The organism is Sphingobium sp. 3R8 (assembly GCF_020166615.1).
GTDB classification, from domain to species: domain Bacteria; phylum Pseudomonadota; class Alphaproteobacteria; order Sphingomonadales; family Sphingomonadaceae; genus Sphingobium; species Sphingobium bisphenolicum.
The window spans coordinates 121,300-137,050 of sequence record NZ_JAIQXR010000002.1 but is presented as its reverse complement, the minus strand read 5'-3'; the positions used below and the strand labels follow the sequence as shown (position 1 = coordinate 137,050).

Genomic DNA, 15,751 nt, shown 5'->3' with positions numbered 1-15,751 from the left:
TCGGGCCGAGCGAAGTCGAAGCCCTGCACTGAGCGAAGCGAAGTGACTATGCTACGCGCGAACCGAACGGGTTTAGGACCAATCATGACCGTCATCACCCGCTTCGCCCCGTCGCCGACCGGCCATCTCCATGTCGGCAATATCCGCGCCGCGCTCCACAACTGGCTGTGGGCGCGCAAGAGCGGCGGGCAATTCCTGCTGCGTCTCGACGATACCGATCTCGAACGCTCACGCCCCGAATATGCGGACTCGATCAGGGCGGACCTAGCGTGGCTCGGCCTCCACTGGGACGGTGAGGAGAGGCAGTCGGACCGTTTCGCCCTCTACGAATCCCGGTTCGAAGCGCTCAAGGCGGCGGGCCATGTCTATCCGGCTTATGAAACCGCCCAGGAACTCGACCTCCGCCGCAAGATACTTCTCGGCCGCGGCCTGCCGCCGGTCTACGACCGCGCCGCCCTGTCGCTGACCCCCGACCAGATCGCCGCCTTCGAAGCCGAAGGCCGCGCCCCCCATTGGCGTTTCAAGCTGGACCATGACCAGCCGATCGTCTGGACCGACCTGATCCGGGGCGACCAGCGCTTCGACCCGAAATTGCTGTCCGACCCGGTGATCCGCCGTGCTGACGGTAGCTGGCTCTACATGCTCCCCTCGGTGATCGACGATATCGCCATGGGCGTCACCCATGTCCTGCGCGGCGAGGATCATGTCTCCAACACCGCCACCCAGATCCAGATGTTCACGGCGCTGGGCGCACCGCTCCCGGCCTTCGCCCATGAAGCGCTGCTGACCGGCAGCGAGGGCAAATTGTCGAAGCGCCTCGGCTCGCTCGGCGTCGCCCATTTCCGCGAAATCGGCCTCGAAGCCATGAGCGTCGCATCCCTGCTCGCCCGCCTCGGCAGTTCGCAGCCGATCGAGCCGTTCGCCGACATGCAGCCGCTGATCGACAGTTTCGACTTCGCCCATTTCGGCCGCGCGCCCGCGCGCTTCGACGAAGGGGAACTGGCGACCCTCAACCAGAAGATCGTCCATCTCCTGTCCTATGACGCGGTGGCCGACCGCCTGCCTGTTGGCGTGGACGCTGCCGCATGGGCCGCGATCCGTCCCAATCTGGAGACGGTGGCGGGCGTTGCGGACTGGTGGCGGATTGTCACCGGACCCGTGGATGCGCCTCCGCCAGCGGAAGAGGACCGCGATTTCCTTGCCGCCGCCCACCGCATCCTTGCCGATGCCCCCTTCGACGCCGACATCTGGCGCACGCTGACCGGCGCGCTCAAGGATGAAACCGGACGCAAGGGCAAGGCGCTCTTCCTCCCCCTGCGCCGCGCGCTGACCGGACTGGATCACGGCCCCGACATGGGGCAGCTTCTGCCGCTGATCGGCAAGGATGGGGCATTGGCGCGCCTCCGACGCTGACCACGGATTCGATCAAAAACGGGCTTCTTCGCTCCCTGCCCCGCAAGAGAGAAGACCGTCTTTAATCGACGTTTCAGGCGGTGGCCCACTCCGCCTGTGTCACGCCACAAACCGCTTCCAATGTAGGATTTCGTCTGATCTATCCGGGGTCGTGGACCGGCTTGTTCGCCTCCTGCCGCTTCGGGCCGCGTCGTCGCGCGACAAGCATGGGGCTGTCGCCACACCGGCGTGTCGGCGTCGCGAGGGCGTGACCTATATGCCACCTTGCCGTGACCTGACCGTGGCTTCGAAGGGGCTTTACCGTGGCTATTGGCCCGGCAGGCCCGACAACGGTGTGAACTTCGCCGTTCGCTTCACGAATCGGTCATTTCGCCTGCAACGCCGTCGCACAGGCAGCAGGATCGACATCCGTCCCGGCCGGGCTGCGTGCATCGACATGCGTGACAACCGGCTCCTTGCCGCGCGCCGGCGCGTAGAGATAGGCATCGAGGATGCAGCGGCCGTTGGCGAACTGCAATTTGCGCACCGTGGTTTCGCGGATGTCGAGCCGGGGTTGGCCGAACATCTGGGTCAACGCGCGCGCGTCCGACCCCATCAACGGCCCCTGCTTCATGAAGGCGCTGGCGGGAGGACCGGCCGGCGATGGGGTGTAGCCGGTCCTGGGCACGACGCCACCGCCGCAGGCGGCCAGCGGCAGGCACAGCGCCGCCGTTACAAAAGATCGGAAATTCATGCGGATGTCTTTCGCCCGAGCAACATATGCACGGCCATAGCCGCGGTCCAGATCGGCGCAAGCAGGTTGACCAGCGGGATCAGGAACGCAAGCGCCGAAACGAGCCCCAAAAGCCACCGGCTGCTCCGCGGGATCGGCGGAAGGGCGGGATGACGCGGCTCGACCATGTCGGCCATGTCACGGCCCAGCAGATAGGCGTTCAGAACCAGGAACAGCCCGATGGTCCCCACCCCCGTCACCAGCAACAGCATATAGGCGGGCAACGCCAGCAGGTTCCAGCCCAGCGTGCGCGCCAGCGAGGCCAAGGCGAAGCGCAGGCTGCGCGCCCAGCCGACCGGCCGGGCGGCGAGCGCCGCCTGCGGATAACTGTCGCGCTCCACCGCTTCGATGATGTCGTCGGCGAACAGGCCCATCACCGCCATCGCCACTGCGCGGAACAGCAGCCACCCCGCGCCGACCACCAGCAGCGCCGTGGCGGTCGCTTCGGCAAAGCCGCCGCCGCCCCAGCCCAAATGGAGCCGCAAGGCATGAAAAGCGGCCCAGAGCGCGGCGCCTAATCCTGTGAACAGGAACAAAGTCAGCACCAGCGTCTTGAACAGGAGACGCAGCGCCGCGCCGTGAAAAATGGAAGGAAAGGCGCGCAGGGCGGCGGTCAGGACCATGGCTCCGTCTATCCTCCCGCATGGACGCAAGGTCAATCAGCGCCGTTGCATGGGCGGGCGCGGACCGATAAAGGCGACGAAATTTTATTTCCATTTCAAGATAAGGATATTGCGTGACCGCTTCCGCACAGGTTCCGCCCCCGGCGCTCGACGTTGTCGCGATCGGCAATGCCATCGTCGATGTGCTCGCCCGCAGCGACGACGCCTTCCTGGCCGAACATGCGCTGACCAAGGGCGGGATGCAACTGATCGACGCCGACATGGCCGAGGCCCTCTATGCCGACATGCCGCAGGCCAAGGAGATCAGCGGAGGCTCCGCCGCCAACACGCTGGCGGGCCTTGCCGCGCTGGGGATGAAATGCGGTTTCATTGGCCAGGTCAATGACGATCAGCTTGGTGCAGTGTTCGCCCATGACGTCCATGCCCTGGGCATCCGCTTCGACACAGCGGTGATGCATGGCGAAGTGCCGACCGCCCGTTGTCTGATCCTCGTGACCCCGGACGCCCAGCGGACGATGAACACATTTCTGGGTGCGTCGCAATTCCTGCCCGAAACGGCGGTCGATTTCGACCTGATCCGGTCGGCCAAGATCCTCTATCTCGAAGGCTATCTGTGGGATCCCGAGCAGCCGCGCGCGGCGATGCGGGCAGCGATCGACGCGGCGCGCGGGGCGGGCCGCAAGGTCGCCTTCACCCTGTCCGACAATTTCGTGATCGACCGCCATCGCGGCGACTTCATCGACCTGATCGATCAGGGGATGATCGATATCCTCTTCTCCAACGAGGGCGAGATTCAGTCGCTCGCCCAGATCGACGATTTCGACAAGGCGCTGGCCCGTTTCGCCGACAAGGTGCCGGTGCTGGTATCGACCCGCAGCGAAAAGGGCGCCGTGGCGATCGTGGATGGCGTGCGGCATGAAGCGCCGGCCGCGCCGGTCGCGCAGATCGTCGACACGACCGGCGCGGGCGACCTGTTCGCCGCCGGCTTCCTGGCCGCCCATATCGACGGCCGCAGCGTCGAGGATGCGCTGGCGCTGGGCGCGGCCGCGGCCGCCGAGGTGATCTCGCACTGGGGCGCGCGGCCGGAAGCCGACCTCGTCGTGATCCGCGACGCGCTGTTCGCCTGACCGGGAAAAGGCCCGCCTCTCGTTGGGGAAGCGGGCCTTTCTATCGGGTCACTCCGCCTTCTGCTTGCGGAACAGGGCGCGGTCGTCGGACCCGAAGCCCCAGCGCCAGATGACGAGGCCATAGGCCCCCAATATCGCCCAGACGCCGACTGCCAGCTCGACCCATTCCAGCCGTGGCGGCAAGGCGACGAAACCCGCGCCGACGATGCAGGCGACACCCGCGGCGCTCAGCAGCGGCCAGCGCCAGGCATTGATCGGCGCGTCGAGCAGCCGGGCGAGCAGTCGCGCCTTGACGAAGGCGCCGACCGCCAGCGCCAGGCAGAGCGCCAGCGCCGGCGCCGCCGCCACCCACATCACCGGCATGGCCAGCCGGCGGGCCAGCAGGATCAGCGCAAAGCTGAAGCCCGCCTGCAATCCGATCATGACCAGCGAGATCATCAGGTTGCGGTGGCGGGCGATGTAGACCAGCGCCGATTCGCTGACGACCGCGGTGGCCGCCACCACTTCGGCGAGCAGCAGGAAGGCGAGCGCGCCGGTGCCGCCGACGAAATGCGGGCCGACCAGCCCCATTACCGCTTCGCCGGGGATGCCGAGCGCGAGCGCGATGCCCGCCTGCGCCGCGATGATCCAGAAGCCGACCTGGCTGACCTGGCGGGCGATCGCGGCCAGGTTGTTTTCGGCCAGGTTGCGGGTGATGACGGGCCCCAATATGGGGTCGAAACTCGTCTTGAGCTTTTGCGGCAGCGAGGCGACCTGCTGCGCGACATAATAGATGCCGATCACCGCCGGGCTGACGAACAGGCCCAATATCGCCATGTCGAGCCGGCGCGAACCCCATTCCACGCCGTCCGCCGCGGCGAGCGGCAGGTTGCGTCGCGCAAGCCGCCACAGCCGCCCGGCATCCGGCTTCCAGCCGCGTGGGCGGCCATAATGGCGCGCCATGGGAATGATTGACGCCACCATCGCAGCGATCATCGAGACCGCATAGGAAAGGATGAGGCCGTCGCGCGTCGAGTAGAAAGCGAAGGCGAAGGCGCCGATGCTGATTGCCCAGGGTTCGATGATCGATCGGGCGCGCACGGTCGCGCCGACATCGAAGCGATAGGCGCAGGCCGCCAGCGCCACGTCCGACCCCGCCACCGCGATCACCACCAGCGCCAGCAGCCGGTCGAGGCCGTTGATGCCGCTATTGGGGAACATCGCCTGGGGAAAGGCGACCAGCAGTCCCGCGCCGACCAGCGCCGCGAGCAGGGTGACGACCATGGCGTCGGTCACGACATGAGCATGGGGCCGTTCGGTCTGGCTCAGCGCGCCAGCGAGGCCGCGCTTGAGCCCTAGCGTGGCGAGTTGCGCCACGAACTCGACCACCAGCACGGCATAGGCGAAACGGCCCAGCGCGTCCGCCCCGTACCAGCGTCCCGCGATGAACAGGAAGGGCAGGCGCGCGGCGAGCCGCAGCAGAAAGCCGAATATGTTGGTGCGCCCACCCTTGGCCAGGGCGGCGATGTCATCCTGATCCTTGGATGCGGATGCCTGTGTCGCCAAAGAACCCTGAACCCCCTGCGTCATCATGTTTCTATTATCTGTTCTAGGCGCAATGCGGCGGCGGCGCGACGGCTTATTCGGGCCGCAACGGCCGCGCGAGCAGCGCGTCGATCACGGCGCCGAGCGGCGCGGCGTCGGTGAGCAGCGCACACACCGCCTCCACCACCGGCATTTCCACGCCCGCCGCGCGTGCGGCATCGCGCAGCACCGGCGCGGTGAAGGCCCCTTCCGCCACGGTGCGGCGGTTGGCGAGCAGGTCTGCGGCGCTTGCACCTTCGCCCAGCCCCTTGCCGAGCGAGAAGTTGCGCGAATTGGTGGAGGAGCATGTAAGGACCAGGTCGCCCAGACCCGACAGGCCGCCCAGCGTTTCGGGGCGGGCGCCGCGCGCCAGGCCGAAGCGGGTCATTTCCGCGAAACCGCGGCTGATGAGTGCGGCGCGGGCGTTGAGGCCAAGACCTGCGCCCTCCGCGACGCCGCAGGCGATGGCCAGCACATTCTTGACCGCGCCGCCAATCTCCGCGCCGATGACGTCGTCGGACAGATAGGGGCGGAAGGACGGGCGGGCGATGCGGGCGGCGAGGCGCTGGCCCAGCGTCCGATCCTCGCAGGCGAGCGTGATGGCGGTCGGCAAGCCCTTCGCCACTTCATGGGCGAAGGTCGGGCCGGACAGGACCGCGATGGGCGAGGTCGGCTGCGCCTGCTGCGCGACTTCCGACATCAGCAGGCTGGTGCCCGCCTCGATCCCCTTGGAACAGAGAACAAGCGGCACGCCGGCGGGGGCATGGGCGACGACGCTGCGCAGATGCTGGGCGGGGCTGACGACCAGCAGCAGGTCGCAGGTCGCGAGGTCGGTCATGGCGCCCGTCGCCCGGATCGAGGCGGAGAGCGGAATATTGGCGAGATAGAGCGGGTTCTCCTGCCGCCCGTTGATCGCGTCGACCACGTCCGGCTCCAGCGCCCAGAGCGCGACCGGCTGGCCATCACTGGCCAGCAATTGCGCCAGCGCCGTGCCCCAGGCGCCCGCACCGATGACTCCTGCCTTCATGCTTTCACTCCTGCGCCGCGCGCCTTTTCGGCCGCCGGGTCGAGCGGCCAGCGCGGCCGGGCGGGGACGGTGAGATCGTCGATCAGGCCGACCGCATAGCGCTCCGCCCCGGCCCAGGCGATCATCGCCGCATTGTCGGTGCACAGCCACAGCGGCGGTGCGACGAAGGGCAGGTCGTGGGCCGCGGCGAGCGCTTCGAGCGCGGCGCGGACCGAGCTGTTGGCGGCGACCCCGCCCGCCACGACCAGCGCAGTGATGCCCTCGCTCTGCCCCAGGGCGCGGCGGGTGCGGTCGATCAGGCAGTCGATCACCGCCTGCTGGAAGCTCGCGGCGATATCTTCGGTCGTATATTGGCCCGACTGGACCGCACGCATCACCGCGCTCTTGAGGCCCGCGAAGGAAAAATGCGGCTCTTCGGTATGGATCAAGGGGCGAGGCAGAGGAACGGCCTTGGCATGACCCAGCGCCGCCGCCTTTTCCACCTGCGGGCCGCCGGGATAGCCCAGGCCGAGCAGCTTAGCCGTCTTGTCGAAGGCTTCGCCTGCGGCATCGTCGATGGTTGTGGCGAGACGGACATAGGCGCCCGGCCCCTGCACATGGAGCAACTGGCAATGGCCGCCCGACACCAGCAGCAGCAGATAGGGGAATTGCAGCGTCGGATCGGCGAGGCGGGGCGAGAGCGCATGGCCTTCCAGATGGTTGACCGCGATCAGCGGCTTGCCCGCGGCATGGGCGAGCGCCTTGCCGGTGACGAGGCCGACCATGACCCCGCCGATCAGCCCCGGCCCGGCGGTGGCGGCGATGACGTCCACGTCCGCCAGCGTCATCTTCGCATCGGTCAGCGCCGCTGCGATCAGGGGACTGAGCGCCTCGACATGGGCGCGGGCAGCGATTTCGGGGACGACGCCGCCATAGGGGCGGTGCGCCTCTTCCTGCGTGGCGAGGCGATGCGCGAGAATCCGGCCGTCGGCACTCACCAGCGCCGCCGCGGTTTCATCGCAGCTCGATTCCAGGCCAAGGATGATTGTCATTGCCGCTTCCATCTAATGCCCGTGGTCATTAGAGCAAGCCGCATATGCTTTTGTCCGATCGACCGTTGCGCCTCGGCACCAGAGGATCGCCCCTGGCGCTGGCCCAGGCCCGCATGACCGCCCGCGCGCTGTGCGCCGTCCATGGCTGGCCCGACGAGGCGGTGACGATCGTCACCGTCCAGACCAGCGGCGACCGGATACAGGACCGGGCGCTGGCCGAGATCGGCGGCAAGGCGCTATGGACCAAGGAACTGGACCGGGCTCTGGTCGAGGGCGAGATCGATTTTGCGGTGCACAGCATGAAGGATGTGGAGACGCTGCGGCCGGATGCGATCCGTATCGCCGCGATGCTGCCGCGCGCCGATGTGCGCGACCGGCTGGTGGGCGCCGATGATTTCGCCGCCCTGCCCGCCAATCCGGTCGTCGGCACCAGCTCGCCGCGCCGCGCCGCGCAGGTCAAGCGGCTACGCCCCGATGCGACCATCACCCTGTTCCGCGGCAATGTCGCGACCCGGCTGGCCAAGCTGGCGGCGGGCGAGGTCCATGCCACGTTGCTGGCGGCGGCGGGGCTGGACCGGCTGGACCAGCGGGATGTCGGCGCGACCGTGGCGATCGACGTCATGCTCCCCGCGCCGTCGCAAGGCGCGGTGGGGATCGAAACGCTGGGCGACAATGTCGCCATGATCGAGGCGCTGGGCGCGATCAACGACCGCGACACCTGTGACGCTGTGATGGCCGAACGGGGTGTGCTGAAAGCATTGGGCGGCACCTGCCATTCCCCGATCGCCGCGCTGGCCCGGGTTGACGGCGAAAACCTGCACCTGATCGCGGAGATCATCAGCCCGGACGGGCAGGAGACGGTCCGCGAAGAGACGCGGCTGGCGCGCGGCGACGACAAGGCGGCGCAGGCGGTCGGCCATGCGCTGCTGGGGCGGGCCAGTCCGGCGTTGCGGGCGCTGTTCGACACGTGAACCGCGTTCTCATCCTGCGCCCCGAACCGGCGGCGGGCAGGACGGCGGCCAAGGCGGCGGCGCTGGGCCTGGGCGTGCGGGTGCATCCGCTGTTCGCGCCGCAGCCGGCCGACTGGACGTCCCCGCCAGCCAGTCATTTCGATGCCCTGCTGCTGACCAGCGCCCATGGCGTGCGCCTGGCCGGACCGGGGCTGACCGCCTTTCGGGGACTGCCGACCTATGCCGTGGGGGAAGCGACCGCGCAGGCGTTGCGCGAAGCGGGCTTTGCCGATGTGGTGGCGGGCATGGGCGACGGCACCGCCATCGCGGCGCGCATCGCGGCGGATGGGCATCGGCGGTTGCTCCATCTGGGCGGGACCACCGTCGCGCCGATGGCGGCGGAGGCGATCGACGTGACGCGGGTCGCGGTTTACAGCATGATCGCCCTGCCGCCGGACCCGGCGCTGGTCGCCGACGCGGCGCCCGGATCGGTGCTGCTGGTCCATTCGCCGCGCGCGGGCGAAAGGCTGGCTGAGCAGATGGAGCAGGACAGGCGCGCGTCGCTGCACATTGTCGCGATCAGCCCGGCGGCGCTTGCCGCCTGCGGCGAGGGCTGGGCGAGCGGGCAGGCGTCTGCGCTGCCGGTCGATGACGAGATGCTGGCTCTCGCCGCGCGATTGTGCGAATGACGGGCATAATGACAGACGAAAGGGCCAGCATGAGCGATGAGGATGGGGTCGGCCACGCGACCGTGACGGCGCCGCGCCGCCGCACGATCCTCCCGCTGCTCATCCTGATCCTGCTTGCTTTTGCCCTGGGCATCGCGCTCACCGTCTGGGCCTGGCCCCAGATTCAGCGTCGCTGGGGTGATCCACAACCGCAGCCGACCGCCCCGACGCAACCGCAGGGCCTGATCACCGGCACCGGCGCGAGCGCGACCGTCCGGCCGCTGACCACCGATGCGGCGCAGATGCTCGATACGCGCGTCATCCAGTTGGAAGAGCGGCTCAACCGCATCACCGTGGAGGCGCAGGCGGCGTCGGGCAATGCCGCCCGCGCCGAAGGGCTGCTGGTCGCCTTCGCCGCGCGCCGCGCGCTCGATAGCGGGACGCCGCTCGGCTATGTCGAAGGGCAGTTGCGGCTGCGCTTCGGCCAGGCGCAGCCGCGCGCCGTCGCCGCCGTCATCAATGCGGCGCGCGAACCGATCACGCTCGCCGACCTGCGCGGCGGACTGATGGACGTCGCCACCCGCGTCACCACGCCCCCCGCCGACACCGGCTGGTGGGATGCGCTGGAGCATGAGGCGCGCGAACTCGTCACCATCCGCAAGGCATCGACCCCCTCACCCCGGCCGCAGGCGGCGATGGACCGGGCGCTGCGCTATATCGACGGCGGCCGGGTAAGCGCCGCGCTGGGCGAGGTGGAGCGGATGCCGGGCAAGGCGGCGGCGGACCGGTGGATGCAATATGCCCGCCGCTATCTGGAAGCACGGCGCGCGCTGGACCTGATCGAGACGGCCGCGATCCTGGAACCGCGCCAGTTGCGCGGGACCGAGGGCGCGACCGTGGCCCAGACGTCGCCGTTGGCGCCCTGAACGCCGCCACCAGGCAGTGTCACAAACGACGAACCGTTGATCGCATGCGGCGAAACCGATAGACGCGTGCAGCGTTGTCCCGATAATGTCATCGTTTCCGGTCGCGCAGCCTGCGGCGGGGTTCAAGGATATCATCGTCGTGCCGCCTTACGCTCAAGCTGTCAGCAGTTTCTGGAAAGACCGCTTAGCGCCCGGACCACGTGCGGCACAGCTTCCGCCTTTGCAACAGTTGCTGGGCAATCTGACCGTTCCCTTCGACCTCAGCCGCACCCGTGCGCAGGCCGCCTTGCTCACCGGCCAGATGCAGGGCGACGGCCGGTCGGTGCTGCTTATTCCCGGACTGATGGCGTCGGAACAACGGATGGGCTGGTTGCGCGACATATTGAACGCGGCGGGCTATGACGCGCATGACTGGGGCATGGGCCGCAATTTCGGGCCGAAGCCCGACAGCCTGGACAAGATCGATCGGCGGGTGGACGCGATCCGCAAGCGGACCGGCGCGCCGGTGACGCTGGTCGGCTGGAGCCTGGGCGGGCTTTATGCCCGCGAATATGCCAAGTTCGCCGCCCACAAGGTCGGCGGCGTGGTGACGATGGGTACGCCCTTTTCGGGCGACCCGCGCGCTAATCACGCCTGGCGTCTGTACCAGTTGGTATCGGGCTTTCCGGTCGATCGCCCGCCTTTCCCTTGCACCCGCGAGGCCAAGCCGCCGGTGCCGACCGTGGCCTTGTGGTCGCAGCGTGATGGCGTGATCCTGCCGGAATGCGCGCGGGGGCGCGCGGGGGAGCGCGACAAGGCGATCGAAGTGGATTGCACCCATATGGGCTTCGCGGCCGCGCCGGAGGGGATAGCGGCCGTGGGAAAAGCGCTGGAAGCGATCGGGCGCGCCTGAGACGATCCTTCTTCTGTCGATCCGGTCTGGCGATCGACACAGGCACAGGGGCGAAGGTCATTCCGTTGCAGGACTTGTCGAGCCAATAGCTAAGGGAAAGCCCCTGCCAACGCCCGTGCGACGACGCGGTCTATGGCGTATCGGGAGGGTGCGTGCCGGAAGGAGGGGTGAATGGCGGACTGTCTGCTTCTTACCTCTCCTCCCTCTTTCAGGGCAGGGGTCAAGAGCGGCCGATATCGGTCGCCCCAAGACAGGCTGTTTTCTTGCCGATCGCCAAGCGGGCACGTTCCGCCTGCCTATGGATTGATCGGTCGGGCATGATGGCCAGAGGCGCCCTGCGCGCCCCTGAACCCCGCACATATCAGGGCCACGATTCTTGACGCCGGTTTGCGCCGATCATAGCATTGTCGCAGGCTGGCCCGACATGCGGAGGCATTCCCATGGAAGATATCCCCGAGGAGCGCGCGCCCGGATATCGCTACTCCCGGCGTGGCACTTTGCCGCTGATCCGGCAATTGTCCGTCATCGACAACCGCCGCAACGCGCTGCTGCTGCTCCTGCAATGGGCGATCGCAATCGCAGCGGGCGCGATCGCGATCCATGTCGATCGAATTGCCGTCTATATTCTGGCCGGATTCGTTATCGGATCGCGCATTCAATGCCTGGCGGTGATGATGCACGACGCCTGTCACGGGATGTTTTTCAGCAATCGTCGCCTCAACGATCTGATCGGCGACCTTTTCGTCGCCTATCCGCTGGGTTTCAGCATCCATCTGTACCGCGCCAACCATATGCACCATCACCGTCACACCAATACGCTGCGGGATCGCGACTATCGCGTCCAGCGGCGGGACCCCGACCAGCATTTTCCGAAGAGCTGGGCCGCCATGGCCTGGCTGCTGGTTCGCAGCGTGGCCGGCCTCAACTATTATCGCATGGCGCGAGACAGCCGGGTCTGGGCGCCCATCGCCAATTTCCACAATCCCCGCCGCTTCGGCTATGATTATAGCCTGTCGTTGCGGCTCCGCTATGTCGCCTGGGCCGTGCTGTTCTACGGCGTGATGCTGTGGTCGCCCTTACGCTGGCAGCTATTGGGCCTTGTCCTGATCCCGCAATTCATCTGGGCGAACGTCATCAATCGGATTCGGTCGATGGCCGAGCATAATGGCGTCGCCGACGAGAGGGAGCTGAACGGTACGCGCACCGTCATCCCCACCTTGCTCGACAGGTTCATGATCGCGCCGCTCAATGTGAGCTATCATCTGGAACATCATCTGTTCCCGTCGGTGCCCTGGCACCATCTGCGCCGGCTGCACGTGCATCTGATGACCGATCCGGCCTATGCGGCGGATGCGCATATCACGCAGGGCTATTGGGGCGTCATCCGGGAGTTGATGCCGCCGTCCGTCTTGCCCGCCACGACCATGCCCTCTACCCGCGCCGCAGCGAAGCGCTGACGCCAGCCGTCAGGCATCACGGCGCGTCAGCTCATCCGGAGAGCTTGCCGATCGCCCAGGTCGCCGCTTCCGCCACCACCGGGTCGTCATCGCCGATCAGCGCTTCCAGCCGGCCCAGCAACCGCGCATCACCGCTGTTGCCGGCCGCAATCGCGGCGTTCCGGACCAGGCGGTTGCGGCCGATCCGCTTGATCGGCGAGCCTGAGAAAATCTCGCGGAAGCCGGCATCGTCCAGGTCGAGCAGGTCGGCGATGGCCGGCGCGGCCAGTTCCGCCCGGCCGACAAAGGCGCGGTTCGCCGCCGCGGCGTCGGCGAACTTGTTCCAGGGACAGACCGCCAGGCAATCGTCGCAGCCATAGACGCGGTTGCCGATCCCGGCGCGCAGTTCCTCAGGGATCGGCCCCTTATGCTCGATCGTCAGATAGGAGATGCAGCGGCGCGCATCGACGACATAGGGCGAAGGGAATGCGTCGGTCGGGCAGGCGTTGAGGCAAGCGGTGCAGCGGCCGCAATGGTCGGTTTCGCCGTCGTCCGGCGCCAGCGCCATTTCGGTATAGATGGCGCCCAGGAACAGCCAACTGCCATGGTCGCGGCTGACGAGGTTGCTGTGCTTGCCCTGCCAGCCTAGGCCCGCGCCCTGCGCCAGCGGCTTTTCCATCACCGGCGCTGTATCCACGAACACCTTCAGGCTGCCGGGCTGTTGTTCGACCAGCCAGCGGGCCAGCGCCTTGAGCGCTTTCTTGACGACGTCATGATAATCCTTGCCCTGGGCATAGACCGAAAAGCGCGCCCGGTCCGGCACATCGGCCAGCGCCAGCGGATCGCGCCCCGGCGCATAGCTCATGCCCAGCATGATGACGCTGCGCACGTCGGGCCAGAGGCCCTTGGGCGATCCGCGTTGTTCGGCGCGCTCCTCCATCCACAGCATGTCGCCATGATGGCCCGCGTCCAGCCATTGGCGCAGCCGATCGCCGGCCAGCGGCGCGGCGTCGGCGGGCGCGATACGGCAGACGACGAAGCCCAGACGCGCCGCTTCCGCCTTCAGGCGCTGTTCCAGGGGTTCGGCCAAGGTTTCTATAGGCACGGGCATGGGTCCAGACTATCAGGACGGGATGATCGGCGACACCCCGGCTCCATCCTTCATGTCCGCGCCCGTTCCGGCGGCCTCCTATGCCGTCGAGGGCCATGGCCTTGTCAAGACATTCGGCAGCTTTCGCGCGGTCGACGGGATCGACATCGCCGTGCCTGCGGGCGCCATCTATGGCGTGCTCGGCCCCAATGGCGCGGGCAAGACCACGCTGCTGCGCACCTTGCTCGGCATCATCGACCCGGATGAAGGGCATCGCACGCTGCTGGGTGACGCGCAGCCGCTGCGCATGGCGCGACAGGTCGGCTATTTGCCGGAGGAACGCGGCCTCTATCCGTCGATGAAGGCCTATGAAGCGATCGCCTTCATGGGTGCGCTGCGCGGATTGCCGCTCAGGCAAGGCCGCGAGCGGGCGCGGGCGTTGCTGGAGGGGCATGGCATGGGCGCGGCGGCGGACAAGCCGATCCGGCAATTGTCCAAGGGCATGGCCCAGACCGTGCAATTATTCGGCACGATCATCCACGAACCCCGGCTGATCGTGCTGGACGAGCCTTTTTCCGGGCTGGACGCGATCAACCAGGAAAAGCTGGAGGCTTTGATCCGGGAACAGGCGCGGCAAGGTGTGACGATCCTCTTTTCGACCCATGTCATCGCCCACGCCGATCGATTGTGCGAGCGGATCGCCATCGTCGCGGGCGGCCGTATCCGGTTCGAAGGGACGCCGGGCGACGCGCGCGACCAGTTGCGATCGCAGGTGCGGCTGCGCACGCGGGTCAGCGACGGCGGCTGGCGGCGCGCGCTGCCGGCCGATACGGTGGCGGAGGACGGCGCCTGGCATTTCGCCTTGCCCGACGAAGGGATAGAACCGCTGCTCCGGGCGCTGCTCGACGGACAGGCGGGCATAGAGAGCTTGTCGATCGAGCGGCCCGGCCTGCACGACGCCTTCGTCGCGATCGCCGGGGCGGCCGCCGCCAAACAGATGCAGGGCGAGCCGGCGCCGGAGGAGGACGCATGAGGGAATTGCTCCGCGCGGCGCTGGTCATCGCCCGGCGGGATTTCACCGCGGTCGTACTGTCGCGCACCTTCATCCTGTTCCTGCTGGGGCCGTTGCTGCCGATCCTCATCGGCTTCGCCTTTGGCGGCCTGGGCGACAAGATTTCCAGCACCGACCTGCGTCCTGTCGTCGGTGTCGCCATGTCCGCAGCGGACACGGCAGCGCTGGAGCGGGCGCACGACCGGCTGGCCGAGCGGATGGGCGACCAGACCCTGCCGCGCCTGCGCCCCGCGCGCGCCAGCCCCAGCCCGCGCGTCCAGCTCGCCCGGCCGGATTCCGAAGTGGTGGCGATCCTGTCCGGCTCGCTGCTGCACCCCGTGCTGACCGGCAAGGTGGAGGATCTGGACAAGTTGCAGGGCGACATCAGCCTCTTGTCCACAGCCGCGCTGGCCGAGCGCACGCTCCGGTTCGTCACCATCGAACGACAGGAAGTGACCACCAGCCTGGGCGCACAGGCGCAGGCGCGGCTGCTGATCGGCCGGGCGGCGCAGGTGGTGATGTTCTTCCTCACCATATTGCTCGCCGGCATGATCCTGTCCAACCTGGTCGAAGAAAAGACCAACAAGATCATCGAGATTCTTGCCGCCGCCGTACCGATCGACGCGATCTTCCTCGGCAAGCTGATGGCGATGCTGGCGATGAGCTTCGTGGGCATCGCCTTCTGGGGCGGGACCGCCTTCGCCATCTTCCTGGCGCTGCATGGCGGCGGCGGGGCGCTGCCCGCGCCGGCGGTGGGCTGGCCGATGTTCCTGCTTCTGGCGGTGCTCTATTTCGCGATGGCCTACACGCTGCTCGGCTCGCTGTTCCTGGGGATCGGCGCGCAGGCCGCGACGGTGCGCGAGGTCCAGACGCTCAACATGCCGGTCACCATGGGGCAGATGCTGATCTTCTTCTTCGCCAGCTATGCGGTGGACCATATGGGATCGCCGGCGGAGGTCGCGGCCTGCATCTTCCCGTTCAGTTCGCCCTTCGCGATGATCGCCCGCGCGGCGCAGGACGGGGCGATCTGGCCGCATCTGGTGGCGCTGGTCTGGCAGGGGGCGTTCGTTGCCCTCATCATCCGCGTCGGCGTGCTGCTGTTCCGCCGCCATGTCATGCAGTCGGGCGGCCGCTGGTGGAAGCGGCTGTTCAGGCCCGCGACAGGCTGAGGCGCGTATGTCC

Annotated in this window: 15 protein-coding genes; 9 read left to right on the top strand and 6 right to left on the bottom strand. The window is 67.8% G+C overall.

The genetic code is table 11. The features are described from left to right. The first annotated feature begins 84 nt into the window (after positions 1–84). A complete protein-coding gene (gene gltX / locus K9B33_RS02660) occupies positions 85–1,413 on the top strand; it encodes a glutamate--tRNA ligase (RefSeq protein WP_224546480.1) in 1,329 nt (442 codons plus the stop codon). 364 nt (positions 1,414–1,777) lie between these two features. On the opposite strand, the gene K9B33_RS02655 is transcribed toward gltX, so the two are convergent. Then, positions 1,778–2,146 (bottom strand): hypothetical protein, encoded by a 369-nt coding sequence (locus K9B33_RS02655; RefSeq protein WP_224546478.1) that lies wholly within the window; start codon positions 2,144–2,146, stop codon positions 1,778–1,780. Continuing rightward, complete coding sequence (locus K9B33_RS02650; protein ID WP_224546476.1) at positions 2,143–2,808, bottom strand: EI24 domain-containing protein; 666 nt, start codon at positions 2,806–2,808, stop codon at positions 2,143–2,145. Before K9B33_RS02650 ends, K9B33_RS02655 begins: the two co-directional genes overlap by 4 nt. A gap of 113 nt (positions 2,809–2,921) precedes the next feature. Between K9B33_RS02650 and K9B33_RS02645 the strand changes: the two genes are divergently transcribed. Further along, positions 2,922–3,935, top strand: coding sequence for an adenosine kinase (locus K9B33_RS02645; protein ID WP_224546474.1), 1,014 nt, complete (start codon positions 2,922–2,924; stop codon positions 3,933–3,935). Between the two features lie 48 nt (positions 3,936–3,983). Here the strand turns inward: K9B33_RS02645 and K9B33_RS02640 are convergent, their stop codons facing one another. The 3 genes from K9B33_RS02640 to tsaD are packed head-to-tail and all read right to left on the bottom strand — an operon-like array spanning position 3,984 to position 7,556. Further along, positions 3,984–5,504 (bottom strand): lipopolysaccharide biosynthesis protein, encoded by a 1,521-nt coding sequence (locus K9B33_RS02640; protein WP_411973982.1) that lies wholly within the window; start codon positions 5,502–5,504, stop codon positions 3,984–3,986. A 49-nt stretch (positions 5,505–5,553) separates the two neighbouring features. Further along, positions 5,554–6,525: an NAD(P)H-dependent glycerol-3-phosphate dehydrogenase gene (locus K9B33_RS02635; protein WP_224546470.1), complete on the bottom strand. Its 972-nt coding sequence runs from the start codon at positions 6,523–6,525 to the stop codon at positions 5,554–5,556. Beyond that, positions 6,522–7,556 carry a tRNA (adenosine(37)-N6)-threonylcarbamoyltransferase complex transferase subunit TsaD gene (gene tsaD, locus K9B33_RS02630; RefSeq protein ID WP_224546469.1) on the bottom strand — a complete coding sequence of 345 codons (1,035 nt, stop codon included), beginning with the start codon at positions 7,554–7,556 and terminating at the stop codon, positions 6,522–6,524. The genes K9B33_RS02635 and tsaD overlap by 4 nt, the downstream gene beginning before the upstream one ends. A 44-nt stretch (positions 7,557–7,600) precedes the next feature. Here tsaD and hemC point away from each other — a divergent pair, with 44 nt between their 5' ends. The 5 genes from hemC (at position 7,601) to K9B33_RS02605 (ending at position 12,449) form a co-directional block, all read left to right on the top strand. After that, on the top strand, positions 7,601–8,527 hold the full coding sequence (hemC, locus tag K9B33_RS02625) for a hydroxymethylbilane synthase (protein WP_224546467.1): 927 nt from the start codon (positions 7,601–7,603) through the stop codon (positions 8,525–8,527). Continuing rightward, positions 8,524–9,195, top strand: a complete 672-nt coding sequence (locus K9B33_RS02620; protein WP_224546465.1) for a uroporphyrinogen-III synthase — start codon at positions 8,524–8,526, stop codon at positions 9,193–9,195. The genes hemC and K9B33_RS02620 overlap by 4 nt, the downstream gene beginning before the upstream one ends. Before the next feature lie 8 nt (positions 9,196–9,203). Further along, positions 9,204–10,100 (top strand): hypothetical protein, encoded by an 897-nt coding sequence (locus K9B33_RS02615; RefSeq protein ID WP_224546463.1) that lies wholly within the window; start codon positions 9,204–9,206, stop codon positions 10,098–10,100. Between the two features lie 139 nt (positions 10,101–10,239). Further along, positions 10,240–10,992 carry an alpha/beta fold hydrolase gene (locus K9B33_RS02610; RefSeq protein ID WP_315975805.1) on the top strand — a complete coding sequence of 251 codons (753 nt, stop codon included), beginning with the start codon at positions 10,240–10,242 and terminating at the stop codon, positions 10,990–10,992. A gap of 440 nt (positions 10,993–11,432) precedes the next feature. After that, positions 11,433–12,449 carry a fatty acid desaturase family protein gene (locus tag K9B33_RS02605; RefSeq protein ID WP_224546461.1) on the top strand — a complete coding sequence of 339 codons (1,017 nt, stop codon included), beginning with the start codon at positions 11,433–11,435 and terminating at the stop codon, positions 12,447–12,449. Between the two features lie 31 nt (positions 12,450–12,480). Here the strand turns inward: K9B33_RS02605 and queG are convergent, their stop codons facing one another. Continuing rightward, positions 12,481–13,539, bottom strand: coding sequence for a tRNA epoxyqueuosine(34) reductase QueG (gene queG / locus K9B33_RS02600; RefSeq protein WP_224546460.1), 1,059 nt, complete (start codon positions 13,537–13,539; stop codon positions 12,481–12,483). Between the two features lie 22 nt (positions 13,540–13,561). On the opposite strand from queG, the gene K9B33_RS02595 reads away from it, so the two are divergent. Both K9B33_RS02595 and K9B33_RS02590 read left to right on the top strand, forming a co-directional pair. Beyond that, positions 13,562–14,551: an ABC transporter ATP-binding protein gene (locus K9B33_RS02595; protein WP_224546709.1), complete on the top strand. Its 990-nt coding sequence runs from the start codon at positions 13,562–13,564 to the stop codon at positions 14,549–14,551. Beyond that, positions 14,548–15,738, top strand: coding sequence for an ABC transporter permease (locus K9B33_RS02590; RefSeq protein ID WP_224546459.1), 1,191 nt, complete (start codon positions 14,548–14,550; stop codon positions 15,736–15,738). Before K9B33_RS02595 ends, K9B33_RS02590 begins: the two co-directional genes overlap by 4 nt. Positions 15,739–15,751: the final 13 nt, after the last annotated feature.

What these genes read in the sequence shown, in the direction of transcription:
- gltX (WP_224546480.1), top strand. Translation starts at nt 85, where the DNA reads ATGACCGTCATCACCCGCTTCGCCCCGTCGCCGACCGGCCATCTCCAT.
- K9B33_RS02655 (WP_224546478.1), bottom strand. Translation starts at nt 2,146, where the DNA reads ATGAATTTCCGATCTTTTGTAACGGCGGCGCTGTGCCTGCCGCTGGCC.
- K9B33_RS02650 (WP_224546476.1), bottom strand. Translation starts at nt 2,808, where the DNA reads ATGGTCCTGACCGCCGCCCTGCGCGCCTTTCCTTCCATTTTTCACGGC.
- K9B33_RS02640 (WP_411973982.1), bottom strand. Translation starts at nt 5,504, where the DNA reads ATGACGCAGGGGGTTCAGGGTTCTTTGGCGACACAGGCATCCGCATCC.
- K9B33_RS02635 (WP_224546470.1), bottom strand. Translation starts at nt 6,525, where the DNA reads ATGAAGGCAGGAGTCATCGGTGCGGGCGCCTGGGGCACGGCGCTGGCG.
- tsaD (WP_224546469.1), bottom strand. Translation starts at nt 7,556, where the DNA reads ATGACAATCATCCTTGGCCTGGAATCGAGCTGCGATGAAACCGCGGCG.
- hemC (WP_224546467.1), top strand. Translation starts at nt 7,601, where the DNA reads ATGCTTTTGTCCGATCGACCGTTGCGCCTCGGCACCAGAGGATCGCCC.
- K9B33_RS02615 (WP_224546463.1), top strand. Translation starts at nt 9,204, where the DNA reads ATGACAGACGAAAGGGCCAGCATGAGCGATGAGGATGGGGTCGGCCAC.
- K9B33_RS02605 (WP_224546461.1), top strand. Translation starts at nt 11,433, where the DNA reads ATGGAAGATATCCCCGAGGAGCGCGCGCCCGGATATCGCTACTCCCGG.
- queG (WP_224546460.1), bottom strand. Translation starts at nt 13,539, where the DNA reads ATGCCCGTGCCTATAGAAACCTTGGCCGAACCCCTGGAACAGCGCCTG.
- K9B33_RS02595 (WP_224546709.1), top strand. Translation starts at nt 13,562, where the DNA reads ATGATCGGCGACACCCCGGCTCCATCCTTCATGTCCGCGCCCGTTCCG.
- K9B33_RS02590 (WP_224546459.1), top strand. Translation starts at nt 14,548, where the DNA reads ATGAGGGAATTGCTCCGCGCGGCGCTGGTCATCGCCCGGCGGGATTTC.